Below are 12,640 nucleotides of genomic sequence, written 5' to 3'. Positions count from 1 at the left end.
CGCGTGCCGCCTACAGTCGACCAGGTGGAGTATCTGACCCCGGCGCACATCGAGACGCCCGTGACGACACCGGAATCGTTGCGCCCGTGGCTCACCGAACTCACCAGCACGCCGCTGTTCGACGACCTCGCTCAGCCGTTCGCCCATCCGCCCGTCTCGACGACCACGGTCGTCCTGCGCACCGAAAAGTCCGGTCGCGGTAGCGCGTTCGTCGTCGGCGCGCAGACGAAGGCGTCCTACTCGACACCCGAGGAGCCCGCCGGGTGCGTGCGGCTGCGCCTGGAACCGGGCGTGACCCGCCAGCTGCTCGGCGTGACCGCGGGCGAACTCACCGACCGCGTCGTTCGCCTCGACGAATTGCCGGGTCCGCTGGGCGGTTTCGCGACGGAACTGACGGGCGTGCCCACCGCACACGCGATCACCCATCTAGAAGATCTACTGCCGCACAGTATCTCGGAGTCGGATACCGATCGGGCGCACCGGATCGTGCTGCGCGAGGCGATCTCGGCGCTCACCGCCGACAACGCCCCCGCACTCTCCGAACTCACCGCGCGCCTCGCTGTCAGCGAGCGCCAGCTGCGCAACCTGTTCACCACGGGAATCGGCCTGTCCCCCAAGCATTTCGCTCGCATTCAACGCCTGCGCCGGGTCCTCGCCTACGCGGGCGACACCCCATGGTCACACCTCGCGGCGAGTACCGGCTACTACGATCAGTCCCACCTCACCGCCGACTTCCGCACCCTCATGGGCGTCCCACCCGCCGCCTACCTTCGCGGCAAGCTGCCGGCACCGACGCGCTGCCGGATTCCGCGCTGAGTCAACCCTCGGCGGGCATCCACCACACCGCCGAACGGGCACGGCGGCGATCACGACGCGGGCGCGGTCACCACCCTGATCGTGGGCGGATGTCGCAGGCTCTGACCGACCACGCAATAACGCTCGGTGAGTTCGCCGAGCTTGACCAAGGTGGCCTCGTCGACGGCATCCGAGGTGGTGACGGTGATCGTCACGGCGATCGGTGAAACCCCGACCTCCGCGGTCCGATCGATGCCCAACGTGCCGGTGGCGTCGAAGGAAGCTGCCGCCTCCACGTCGGCGCCCGTGATCGGCAGGCCCATCGCGGTGGCGACGCTGCGGCAGGTCACCCCGGCGCAGGCCGCCACCGCCTCGAGCAGCATGTCACCCGAGCAGGCGTCGGCGCCGTCACCGCCGGTGGCGCGGTGCAGCCCGGCACGGACCGGGCCCGCGAAGGTCCGCACCGTGCAGGTGATGCCGGGTTCGGTGAACGAACCAGCGGCGCGCAGGGCGGTGACCGCGGCGGCCGGGTCGTCCCGGTAGCGCTGTTTCACCGGAGCTTGCAGGGCCTTCAACTCCGCCGCGGTGGTCATCTCCCGAGCGTATGCCCGCCCGAGGCCGAAATGTCAGCCCTCGGTGTCCTGCGTTTTCTCTGCCTTGCGGGCGAAACGTTCGGCCGCTTCGGCTTCGTCGAGGGCGGTGGCCTCTTCGAGGGAAGGGGCACTGCCACCGAGCCGTTTCGGGACCCAGTAGGCGCCGGGCTCGTGCTCATAGGATTCTTGCAGGTCGGCGAGCATTTCCTGCATGGTGGAGCGAAGCTGGGCGGTGAGGTCGGCGGCGGGTTCGTAGGGCTGGATGGGGGTACCGACGGCGATCGAGATGGGGGTGTTGGTGCGGCCGAGCCGCTTGGGGAAGCCCTTGGTCCAGACGCGCTGGGCGCCCCAGATGGTGATCGGGATGATCGGGACGCCCGCCTCCAGTGCCATGCGGGCCGCGCCGGACTTGAATTCCTTGATCTCGAAGCTGCGGCTGATCGTGGCCTCGGGGTACACGCCGACGAGCTCGCCGTCGCGCAGGTACTGCACCGCCGATTGGTAGGAGTCGGCGCCCGCGGTGCGGTCGACCGGAATGTGCTTGAGAGTGCGCATGATCGGGCCGGAGATCTTGTTGTCGAACACTTCCTGCTTGGCCATGAACCTGATGTAGCGACGGGGGGTGCGCACAGGCAGACCCGCGTAGGTGAAGTCCATGTAACCGGTGTGGTTGACCGCCAGCACGGCGCCGCCGGTGGCGGGGATGTTTTCCGCCCCCTTGACGGTGAACTTCAGACCTTCGAGGAAGAACAGGGTTCGGGCCACGCCGATGATCGAGAAGTAGAGGGGTTCCACAAGTACGCAAGCGTAGTCGTAGATCCCCGCATCGGCAGGGGTGCCATCGGCGCGGGCGGCCACCGTAGAATCGCGGCGTTCGCCCGCGCAGCGAATCCGCTTCGCGCACACCGGTCTACACCCCGGCGAGTCCGCTCGCCCCGACAGTCACTCCCCCGCCGTCGTCACAGGCGGGTGCCACGACCTAGGAATCGAGGAACGTCGTAGTGGAACGCGCCCAGCTTGCCCAGACCCGCCCGCACCGCGCCTACGCGCTGGTCACGGGATTGACCGTCGCCGCGGCACTGGTCGCCGGGTGCGATTCGGTGTCGGGGATCCCGGGCGATCCGGTGGAAACGACCACTACCGCGTCGACCACGACCGCCGCGGCGCCGACGACCGCGACTCAGGCCATCGCACCCGGTGAACCGGCGCCCAACAGCCCACTGCCCGCCGACGCCCCCCAGGTCGGCGCGGTCGCAGGCCACGCCGACGCCGTCACCGCCGTGCGCCGCTGGGCCGCCGACCTACAAACCGGCACGGTGCAAGAACTCCAGGACAACTGCTGGACCATTCCGCCTGCCACCGTCGCCGAGATGTACGCCGACCCCCAGTCGGTGCTGGCTGCCCTCGCCACCCCGGGCACCGCGACCGCCGACACCGTGACCTGGCGTAACCGAACCGTCACCGTCACCGTCGACCGCGAGTCCGTGGCTTCCGGATATGCCTGCGGACGGGTGTCCGCCGCGGGCGTCGAGCCCGGTTACGACGACGCCGACGCGCGCCACGCCGTGCGCCGCTACCTCGCCCGCGCCACCGGCAAACCACTCAACGCGGCAGACATCGAAGCAGACCATCCGCTGACCTGCAAGGCCTCGCCCGCGAGCTGGGATCCCGAGGGCACCGGCAACCCCGTAGCAGCCCCCTTGACAGGCGACTCGGGCAAAGTAGGCAATGTCACCTCCTACACCGGCGAGGAGCTACGATCCGAGCAGGTTCGTGGCGACTACCTGGCAGTTCACGTCCCTGTGACCACCTCACCCGGGGGCACGCGGACGCGCACTTTCACGGTTGTCGCGACCGCTGAGGGCTATTGCATCGGTGACGTAACGATTTAGCCACTACCCTGGTTGGCTGGTACGCCGAAGCAGTCAGGGGGCCCGAGGCGGTAGCTCGCCATTGATCCGGCGAATCAGATCCTGGTAGGAGGAAACAGCTCGTGCAGATCACCAGCGTCGGACACGCCGGCTTCCATATCCGAACCGAGGCCGGCACGATCCTGTGCGATCCCTGGGTGAACCCCGCGTACTTCGCGTCGTGGTTCCCCTTCCCCGACAACTCCCAGCTCGACTGGGAGACCCTCGGCGATGTCGACTACCTGTACGTCTCGCACCTGCACCGCGATCACTTCGACGCCGCCCACCTGGCGAAGTACGTGAACAAGGACGCCACGATCCTGCTGCCCGACTACCCGGTGCTCGACCTGCGCCGTGAGCTCGAGGCGCTGGGGTTCACCAAGTTCTTCGAGACCGAGGACTCGGTCAAGCACACGATCACCGGGCCGAAGGGCTCCGTCGACATCATGATCGTCGCGTTGCGCGCGCCCGCCGACGGCCCGATCGGCGACTCCGGCATTCTCATCTCCGACGGTGAGACCACCTGTTTCAACATGAACGACGCCCGACCGGTGGACATGGACGTCATCCACGACGCGTTCGGCGATATCGACATCCACCTGCTGCAGTACTCGGGCGCCATCTGGTACCCGGCCGTGTACGACATCCCGGCGCGGACCAAGGCCAACTTCGGCAAGCAGAAGCGTCAGCGCGGGATGGATCGCGCGCGCTCCTACATCGAGCAGGTCGGCGCGACCTGGGTGGTGCCCTCGGCCGGTCCGCCGGTGTTCCTCGACTCCGAGCTGCGCTATCTCAACGACGATCGCGGCGACGAAGGCAACATCTTCCCTGATCAGATCGTGTTCCTCGATCAGATGAGCATCCACGGCAACCCCGGCGGGATCCTGATGATCCCCGGTTCGGTCGCCGATGTGCGCGGCAAGGAGCTCGACCTCACGCACCCGTTCGACCCGGATCGGATCTACGGCGACAAGGCCGCCTACATCGAGGAGATGGCGCAGCGTTTCGCGCCGGTGCTGGCCGCGGAGAAGGCGTCGTGGGAGACCGGCGAGGGTTCGCTGCTCGAGCCGCTGCGTGAGCTCTTCGAACCGATCATGAAGCAGAGCGCGCTGATCAGCGACGGCATCGGCTACCCCGTTGGCCTGGTGATCGGCGAGGAGACCATCGTCCTGGACTTCCCGCACCGCACCGTGCGCGCGCCGCTCGAAGGCGAAGGCCGCTACCGCTACGGCTTCCGCATCGCCCCCGAACTGGTGCGCACCGTGCTGCGCGACAACGAGCCGGACTGGGTGAACACGATCTTCCTGTCCACCCGCTTCCAGGCGTGGCGCATCGGCGGCTACAACGAGTTCCTCTACACCTTCTTCAAGTGCCTCACCGACGAGCGCATCGCCTACGCCGACGGCTGGTTCTCCGAGGCACACGACGACTCCGCCGTCACCGAACTCGACGGCTGGGAAGTCCAGCGCCGCTGCCCCCACCTCAAGGCCGACCTCTCCAAATTCGGTGTGGTGGAAGGCAACAACCTCACCTGCAACCTGCACGGCTGGCAGTGGGATCTGGAATCGGGTCGCTGCAAGACCTCGAAGGGTCACGAGCTGCGCTCGCGCAAGCTCTGAACCTTGAACCGGGGACGGCGGCCGGAGTAGCTTGAGTTCGGGGACCGTCGAGATCCACCCGCCCCGTCTCCACGATCACACACTGCGCTTGTTCGGCTCATTCCCTACCCGACCAGGGAGCGACGATGACCGGCACACAAGTATCGACCTTGCTCGACGCGATCCGCGGTGAGGTGATCACCGCGGACTCACCCGGCTACGACCAGGCGCGCTCGGTCTACAACGCGATGATCGACCGCCGACCCCTCGCGATCGTCCGCGCGGTCGACGTCGCCGACGTGCGGACCACCGTCGACGCCGCCCGCGAGAGCGGACTCGACCTCGCCATCCGCGCCGGCGCTCACAGCGTGCCCGGTTTCGGTACCGTCGACGACGGCATCGTCTTGGACCTGAGCGCCATGAAGGGCATCCGCATCGATCCCGAGCGGCGGATCGCCCGCGTACAGGGCGGCTGTAACTGGGGCGACTTCGACCACGCCGCGCACTCCTTCGGGCTCGCCACCACCGGCGGCATCATCTCGACCACCGGCGTCACCGGCCTCACCCTCGGCGGCGGTATCGGCTACCTCGCCCGCGCCTACGGTCTGTCCATCGACAACCTCCGGTCCGCCGATGTGGTGCTGGCCGACGGCACCTTCGTGACCGCGAACGCGACCGAGCACCCCGATCTGTACTGGGCGCTGCGCGGCGGCGGCGGCAACTTCGGTGTGGTCACCGAAATGGAGTTCGACCTGCACCCGGTGGACACGATCTACGGCGGACCCATGTTCTTCGAGCTCGACGTCGCCGAAGAGCTGCTGCGGACCTACCGCGACTGGATCGCGGCGGCACCGCGCGCGATGGGCGCCTTCCCCGGCTTCCAGATCGCGCCGCCACTGCCGTTCATTCCCGAGGAACGCGTCGGCGAACCGTTCGTCCTCCTGGTGTCCTGCTTCAACGGCACCGATCAAGAGGCCGAAGCCCTGCTCGCGGACCTGCGGGCGGTCGCGACACCGGTGGCCGAGCACGTCGGCCGGATGCCCTACCCGGCCCTCAACAGCGCGTTCGACGGTCTCCTTCCTCCCGGCCTGCAGCACTACTGGAAGGCGGCGTTCCAACCCGAACTCACCGACGGCGCCCTCGCCGCCCATCTCGAGTTCGGCCCGCGAGTGCCCGCGGTGCAGTCCACCATGCACCTCTACCCGATCGACGGCGCCGTGCAGGACGTCGCGGTGGACGACACCGCGTTCGCCTACCGCACCGCGAATTTCGCCCCCGTGATCGCCGGGATGTGGCCCGAGGCGAGCGACAACGACGCCAACATCAAGTGGGTGCGCGACTACCACGCCGCGCTGGAGCCGCACACCGCCGACGGCGGCTACATCAACTTCATGGCCTCCGACGACCAGGGCCGCATCCGCGCCAACTACGGCCCGCACTTCGACCGCCTGGCCGCCGTCAAGAAGACCTACGACCCGGCCAACCTGTTCCACCTCAACCAGAACATCGCACCGGCGCAGTAGTCGGCTACCGGCCGTTCCCACCATCGTGCTGCGGCTCTGCATGGAGGCGCTCGACGGAGCCGTCGGATCACACCTTCGGCTCGACTCGGTGCCGGTGGTCAAGAAGTGAGATCGGCGGGTTCGGCTACGTGGCGGGCGTATTCGAGAATTCGCAAGGTTTCCACGGCGTCGCGGGGGTCGACCGGGACCGGAGCTCCGTCGAGCAGGGCGGCGGCCATTCCCGCGTAGAAGGCGGGGTAGTTGCCGGGGAGGGTGGGGATCGGGCGTAGATCCTCGCCCGCGCCGAAGGTGCCCCACTTTTCGGGTGGGACTGTGCCCCAAAGTTTTCCGTCGTCCGGGCGGCGGCCTGCGCGCAGTTCGTCTTCCTGGGGGTCGAGGCCGGAGACGGTGTAGCCGTTGGTGGATCCGAGCACGCGCAGACGCGGACCCAGTTGCGGCGCAACGGCACTCATCCACAACTGCGACCGGGTGCCGTTGGCGTGGGTGAGGGCGATGAAGGCGTCGTCGTCGGCTTTGACATCAGGGCGGCGGCGGTCGAGTTCGGCGTAGACCTCGGTGACCGGGCCGAACAGCGTCAGCGCCTGGTCGACCAGGTGACTGCCCAGATCGAACAGGATGCCGGCACCGTCCTCTGCCTCGCCCACTTCACGCCAACCACCCTTGGGAACCGGCCGCCACCGCTCGAACCTGGACTCGAACCGGCGGACCTCACCCAGCTCACCGGCATCCATCAGCGCCCGTACGGTCAGAAAGTCGTTGTCCCAGCGACGATTCTGGAAAACACTCAGTGGCAGATCTGCCCGCGCGGCAGCGTCGACCACTTCGTCGGCTTCGGCCGCGGTCACCGCGAACGGCTTGTCCACCACTACCGGCAACCCAGCGGCCAGCGCCTGCAACGCCAGCGGCGCGTGCGAGCGATTCGGCGTGGCGATCACCGCGAGATCGACATCCTCGTCCTCGGCGAACATCTCCTGCGCCGACGCCCACACCCGCACCCCCGGATGCTCGGCCCGCGCCTGTGCGGCCCGCTCCTCCGATGAGGTCACCACCGCGGCCACCCGCATCCGCGGATCGGCGGCGACGAGCGGTGCGTGGAACACCGAACCGGCCAGGCCGTATCCGACTACCGCTACTCCGAGCTGGTCCATCGTTGCCCCTTCGTGGTGGTCTGCGGAATCGCAGTATTCACCGTAGCCGGGCCTGCCTCAGCGCTCGGGCAGTTTCCCGACCGCCTGTCGCAGCAGGGACGAGGCGATCGCGCAATAGTCGTCGCGGAATCCCTCGGTTCCGTGTACCGAGACCTCGATGGTCTCCTCCCCGGCATCCGGCATCAGGTAGGCGCGGGAGCAGATGGCCTTCGAACCGCCCTTGCCGAGATGGATCTGGACCCCGTCGACCGTGACGATCTCCAGGTCCTTGCCCTTGGTGCTCGTACTGGTGCTGACAAGCTCGAGGGTGACTCGCACGCGCCCGTCCCACCGGCAGGTGTGCGCGTCGGCGATCGTGGGCTCGGGTGGCAGGACGCCGATCTTCTCGGCGACGGCGTCGCGGTCGAGCAGGGCGCACGGTTCCAGCAGGGCCAGCGAGTCCTCACGGCCCTCGGCGCGCGGTGCGGTCGTCAGTGAACGGGCGAGGTTGGCCGCGACGTAGTCGAGACCCGCGCATTCCTTCACCCCGGACGGATTGTTGAGCATGATGACGATGCCGGACTCGCTCTCGGCGCCCGGGCTCGCGATGGCCCGCGTACACGCTGCCGCGCTGCCATCGATGATCGGAACCCCTTCTACCACCGTTTTGTTGGGCGTCAGGTATTCGTCCTCCCGTCCCAGATACAGATAGAAGGAGTAGCGGTTGGAACTGGCGGTACACCCCCAGCTCGGGGACGGACTCAGCTCCCATGTTTCCGCGGCCAGTGGCGTCGGCGCCACCGGCACGGAGTCGCCAAGAGCCGAGGTCAGCCAGGGGCAGGCATCGATCTGCCGCAACTGCGCCAGAGTCAGCCCGGTCACCGGCCCCGGCTCACTCTCTTCACGCGTCGCGAAGTAGGTGATCCCGGCGAGCGCCACGAGCAGAGCCGCCAGTCCGCCTGCCAGGCCGGTGCGTGCCCTCGGACTCGCCGCACTCCACCGAAGCCGCCCGGATTCCAGCGCACGCCTGCCGTTTTCGATGCTCGCTCGACCCGCCTCAGCCATGACCACCGAGAAAGGCCGTCCAGGTGCGGGTTCCGGTGCGGTGATCGCGGGCAAAGCGGCGAGCAGCGCCGAGATCTCGTGCTGCTGGCGTCCGATGTCATCGAGCACGGGGGCGGGCCATGGCGGCGGACCGCTCGGCTGGGCACCGAGATAGTCGAGGATCTGCCCTGGAGTCGGGCGGGCTGCCGGATCCTTGCGCAGGCAGGCGGCCAGCATCTCGAACAGCGGCTCCGGTACCCGGCTCAGATCGGGTTCACGCTGAGCGATGTTGAACAGCGTGTACGGCACCGACGGTGCGGCGAACGGTGCGACGCCGGAGGCCGCGAATGCCAGGACGGAACCGAGGGAGAACACATCCGAAGCCGGTGTCAGCGCATACCCGAGCGACTGTTCCGGTGACAGGAAGTCCGGCGTACCCATGGCCGTCGCGGTGGCGGTCCCGGCGGCCGGGGTGATGCCGACTTCACCGAGACGTCCACTGTCCCTGGCCAACAGCACCGTGTCGGCACGGATGCGCTGATGCACGAGGCCTGCGGCATGCACGGTCCGCAGCGCCGCGGCGAGGGCGGCGGCCAGGGCACGAACGGCAGGCACAGGCAGTGGCCCGTGTTCGGCTACGGCGGTGTCGAGGCGCATGCTCGGGACGAATACCGATGCCAACCAAGGCTTCTCAGCGTCTGCGTCGACGTCGATCACCGTCGTGTTGGCGGATCCGGAGACCCTCATGGCGGCAATCGCGCTGTGCCGCATTCTGATCCGGAACTCCGGCTCGTCGAGCAGTTCCGGTAGTGCCTGTCGCACGACGACCAACGAGTCATCGGGGCCGGTGGCGAGCACGGACCGGAATCCGGCCGCGGACTCGAGTGTGCCGAGCGCTCGGTAGCGCCCGATGGTGGGTGGATCGCCGGGGCCGAGGGGAATGATCGTCATGATGGGGGCAACTTCTCGAGTACGGGTTCGAGCAGATCGCCGGCAGTCTCACAGTTCCCACCGGCCCGCGCGGTGTTCGAGAAGTACTGGGCACGCACTTGCTCGGCCTGATCGTCTTTGGTCGGCATCACCATCACGATGAAGGTGCAGTATTCGGGACTGCTGCCGTCGAGATAGACCGTGTGATCGCCGATAGTGCTTGTTTGCCGGACCCTTCCGCCCGTAACACTGTCCGGCCGGGTGCGCTCGTTGATATCGAGCGAAAAGGAGCCGTCAGCGCCGGTCAACGCGCAGCTATGGGGAGTCGACGAGCGCACGGGATCACCGACCAACGAACGAGTGGCCGCGATGTCGATCAGCGAGCACGGGTCCAGTGGCAGCAGCGAGCCCTGCGGGAAGGTCCGCAGCGGCGGATTGACCGACAGACGACGGACCACCGCCGCGAGCGCGCGCTCGGACGCCGGACAGAGGTCGCCTGCGGGCGGATAGGTACTCGCGCCCATAGTCAGCGCCATCGGCAAACCGCTCTGGGTCACCACTATGCGGTCACAGGAAGCGGACTCTTTGTGAAGTCCGAGTACCGGCATCCAATTGATGGAGCTACCCATCGGCTGTCTGTCATCACGTACCTCGGCGACATTGTCGTTGTTACGCAGGCTGAAAGACACCGTGCGACCGGCCTGATCGCGATACCCGACGGTGCAACCGCCGATGGCGTTCGAGACGACTTCACTTGTCGCAGTGCCTAGTTCACCGAGCACTGACGGATCGAGCAACGCGCAGAGGTCGAGGCGGCGGGATTCGTCGTGGGTCAGCGCCAGTGGCGGATCATCCATCGCCACCGCGTTGCCCTCGACGCCGACGCCACAAATAGCGATGGAAGCCAGCACCAGTGCCGACACCGTCGCGGCAGCGAGAACCAGTCGCGCCCACTTCGGCTTCGGCTGTTCGGGTGCGATCGACGCTGTGGCAGCAGCGGTTCCGTCTGCCCAGCGACCCGCCTCGGCCTGGCAGTCGGCGATGCGTCTGCGGATCCGGACCGGCCAGACAGGTTCGGCGTCGATCCCGCTCACCGCGTCGAGCAACTGCTCGGGGGTCGGTCGCGCCGACGGGTCCTTGGCGAGGCAAGCATCGACCAGCGCGCGGATCTGCTCCGGAATTCCGGTGGTATCCGGGGAGCTGTAGAGCACGTTGTAGAGGACCTGCGGGGTGGAGGCCGCGTCGAACGGGCTCGCGCCGGTGGCCGCCATCGCGAGAACCGCACCGACGGCGAAAACATCGGAAGCTGTTGTCAAAGGGCGGCATTCGGCCTGTTCGGGTGACATATACGCGGGCGATCCGATCACCGCTCCGGTGGCGGTGAGGTTGACGTCGTCCTCGAGCGCCCTGGCGATGCCGAAGTCGATCACGCGTGGACCGTCGTTGGTGAGCAGGATGTTGCTCGGCTTGAGGTCGCGGTGCACCAGGCCGGTGCGGTGGATCTCGAGCAGCGCCATCGCCAAGCCGGTGGCCAGAAGTTTCAGCCCGTTCAGGTTCAGGCGGCCGAACTCGCCGATCATGTCCTGCAAGCCCGGGCCCGCGATGTATTCCGAAGCCAGCCATGGCTTTTCGGATTCCGCGTCGTGGTCGACCACGCCCGCGGTGTAGGCGCCCGTGACCTGCTGCGAAGCCAGCACCTCCCGCCGGAACCTGGCACGGAACTCCGGATTGCCGGTGAACTGGCGGTGGATCTGCTTCACCGCGACCAACCGGCCATCCTGGCCCTGGCCGAGCAGCACCTGTCCCATGCCGCCCCGGCCGATCACGGCCAGCAGGCGATAGCGGCCCAGCTGTTCGGGATCCTGCGAACCCAGCGGTTTCATCGCCGCGCCTCCCGTGTTCACCACGACCCGCTCAGTAGCGCGTGCTGCGCGACCGCCTGCTGCCGAATGTCGATTTCCTGGTTGCTGTAGAGGCGGACCACGAACTGGTTGTGGCGCACCAGGCAGGAGAACCGCCGGGCGGGAACCGACCTGTTGTCCGGCCTCGCCGCGCGGTAGCAGGAAACACCCGAGAGTCCCGGCGGACCCGCGATCGGCGTGTAATCGGCTGCCAGCGAATGCTTTTCCTCGATGTCGGCGTAGGTCTTCGCGGCTTCGCTGTCACGGGTGCGGTACAGGAACTTGTTGTACGACACCGCGATCGCGTCGATCGAGCTCTGTTCGAACTCGCGCAGGTTGATCGACGGGTCGTCGCGCAACAGGGCATAGGAACGAGGCCCGTAGACCATGAAATCCCACTTGTCGGGCCAGTAGTCGCCGGTCTTCACCACGTGGGTGAGCAACTTGTCGCTGTCGAGTTTCAGCTTCGGCACGTCGGCAGCGCGCGTCGGAACGAATGTGTCGAGCTCGGCCAGCTGTGCGCGGTAAGTCCGCGTGAGCAGATCGGTCAACAGTTTGGGACTGGGCTCGATGATCTTGGCGTACAACCTGATCACCAGGTTCTTCCACACCAGCCAGCTCCCGACCGTCGGCACACCGGGTCGCCAATGGGACAGTGCGGCAGGATATTCCGGGAGAGGCAGGGGAGCGTTCTCGGTGTTCGCGGTGAAATCCGCGGCCGCCATCGCCTGCGCGGCCGCCATCGCCTGGGCCTCGTCGGGGAGGGACAGGATCGTGATCGACAGCAGCTTGTGCTTCGATTCGTTGTCCGACTGGCCGTTGCTCGCGATCGCGCCGTAGCCGGCCAGCACGTCGAACGGCCCCAGTGCGGTTCGCTGTACGCCCGAGAGCAGATTGTCGACGCCGTGTACCCCGACGACCAGGCCGCCACCGTTGCCGAAGGTCAGCTGCGGGTCGATACGGTCGGCGAACAGCAACCGCTCGCCGATGCGCACGGATTCCACCAGCGTTCCGCGCACCGTGTTCGGGGCGTCGTCGTAGTCGCCCGCCACCGGCTCGAGGGCGTAGTCACCGTGATCGGGTGCGGCGTTGTCACCGCATGCCGCGGCGAGCAGGGTGAGCGACAACAACGGCGCCAGCCAACGCAACCGATTACGCACGTACATTTCCCCTCCGACCGCAGCGTCGAACGCCAGGCCCCTCCCGAACTCTGCCGTGA

Annotated in this window: 10 protein-coding genes; 4 read left to right on the top strand and 6 right to left on the bottom strand. The window is 67.5% G+C overall.

The window, feature by feature from the left end; all coding sequences use genetic code 11:
- The first annotated feature begins 24 nt into the window (after positions 1 to 24).
- Positions 25 to 816: a helix-turn-helix domain-containing protein gene (locus ACFTS5_RS30755; protein WP_378637911.1), complete on the top strand. Its 792-nt coding sequence runs from the start codon at positions 25 to 27 to the stop codon at positions 814 to 816.
- Between the two features lie 50 nt (positions 817 to 866).
- On the opposite strand, the gene ACFTS5_RS30750 is transcribed toward ACFTS5_RS30755, so the two are convergent.
- Positions 867 to 1,388 (bottom strand): OsmC family protein, encoded by a 522-nt coding sequence (locus tag ACFTS5_RS30750; RefSeq protein WP_378637909.1) that lies wholly within the window; start codon positions 1,386 to 1,388, stop codon positions 867 to 869.
- Between the two features lie 33 nt (positions 1,389 to 1,421).
- Entirely contained in the window at positions 1,422 to 2,183 is a 762-nt protein-coding gene (locus ACFTS5_RS30745) for a lysophospholipid acyltransferase family protein (RefSeq protein ID WP_378637906.1), read from the bottom strand.
- Between the two features lie 206 nt (positions 2,184 to 2,389).
- On the opposite strand from ACFTS5_RS30745, the gene ACFTS5_RS30740 reads away from it, so the two are divergent.
- The 3 genes from ACFTS5_RS30740 to ACFTS5_RS30730 all read left to right on the top strand — a co-directional run bounded on the left by ACFTS5_RS30740 (position 2,390) and on the right by ACFTS5_RS30730 (position 6,419).
- On the top strand, positions 2,390 to 3,280 hold the full coding sequence (locus ACFTS5_RS30740; RefSeq protein ID WP_378637904.1) for a hypothetical protein: 891 nt from the start codon (positions 2,390 to 2,392) through the stop codon (positions 3,278 to 3,280).
- Between the two features lie 101 nt (positions 3,281 to 3,381).
- Positions 3,382 to 4,917, top strand: a complete 1,536-nt coding sequence (locus tag ACFTS5_RS30735) for a Rieske 2Fe-2S domain-containing protein (protein ID WP_378637901.1) — start codon at positions 3,382 to 3,384, stop codon at positions 4,915 to 4,917.
- 125 nt (positions 4,918 to 5,042) lie between these two features.
- Positions 5,043 to 6,419, top strand: a complete 1,377-nt coding sequence (locus ACFTS5_RS30730; protein WP_378637898.1) for an FAD-binding oxidoreductase — start codon at positions 5,043 to 5,045, stop codon at positions 6,417 to 6,419.
- A 98-nt stretch (positions 6,420 to 6,517) separates the two neighbouring features.
- Here ACFTS5_RS30730 and ACFTS5_RS30725 read toward each other — a convergent pair whose 3' ends face one another.
- Genes ACFTS5_RS30725 through ACFTS5_RS30710 form a run of 4 tightly spaced genes read right to left on the bottom strand, consistent with a single transcriptional unit; the run spans position 6,518 to position 12,587 of the window.
- Positions 6,518 to 7,567: a Gfo/Idh/MocA family oxidoreductase gene (locus ACFTS5_RS30725; RefSeq protein WP_378637895.1), complete on the bottom strand. Its 1,050-nt coding sequence runs from the start codon at positions 7,565 to 7,567 to the stop codon at positions 6,518 to 6,520.
- 57 nt (positions 7,568 to 7,624) lie between these two features.
- A complete protein-coding gene (locus ACFTS5_RS30720; protein WP_378637892.1) occupies positions 7,625 to 9,541 on the bottom strand; it encodes a protein kinase in 1,917 nt (638 codons plus the stop codon).
- Positions 9,538 to 11,427, bottom strand: coding sequence for a serine/threonine-protein kinase (locus ACFTS5_RS30715; RefSeq protein WP_378637890.1), 1,890 nt, complete (start codon positions 11,425 to 11,427; stop codon positions 9,538 to 9,540). The genes ACFTS5_RS30720 and ACFTS5_RS30715 overlap by 4 nt, the downstream gene beginning before the upstream one ends.
- Positions 11,421 to 12,587: a hypothetical protein gene (locus ACFTS5_RS30710; protein ID WP_378637887.1), complete on the bottom strand. Its 1,167-nt coding sequence runs from the start codon at positions 12,585 to 12,587 to the stop codon at positions 11,421 to 11,423. The genes ACFTS5_RS30715 and ACFTS5_RS30710 overlap by 7 nt, the downstream gene beginning before the upstream one ends.
- Positions 12,588 to 12,640: the final 53 nt, after the last annotated feature.

The organism is Nocardia sp. NPDC056952, from assembly GCF_042674185.1.
Lineage (GTDB): Bacteria > Actinomycetota > Actinomycetes > Mycobacteriales > Mycobacteriaceae > Nocardia.
The sequence above is the reverse complement of the archived record's forward strand: the minus strand, read 5'-3'. Positions and strand labels throughout refer to the sequence as shown.

Excerpts from the sequence above, each read along its gene's own strand:
- ACFTS5_RS30725 (WP_378637895.1), bottom strand. The coding sequence starts at position 7,567 with ATGGACCAGCTCGGAGTAGCGGTAGTCGGATACGGCCTGGCCGGTTCG.
- ACFTS5_RS30750 (WP_378637909.1), bottom strand. The coding sequence starts at position 1,388 with ATGACCACCGCGGCGGAGTTGAAGGCCCTGCAAGCTCCGGTGAAACAG.
- ACFTS5_RS30730 (WP_378637898.1), top strand. The coding sequence starts at position 5,043 with ATGACCGGCACACAAGTATCGACCTTGCTCGACGCGATCCGCGGTGAG.
- ACFTS5_RS30720 (WP_378637892.1), bottom strand. The coding sequence starts at position 9,541 with ATGACGATCATTCCCCTCGGCCCCGGCGATCCACCCACCATCGGGCGC.
- ACFTS5_RS30710 (WP_378637887.1), bottom strand. The coding sequence starts at position 12,587 with ATGTACGTGCGTAATCGGTTGCGTTGGCTGGCGCCGTTGTTGTCGCTC.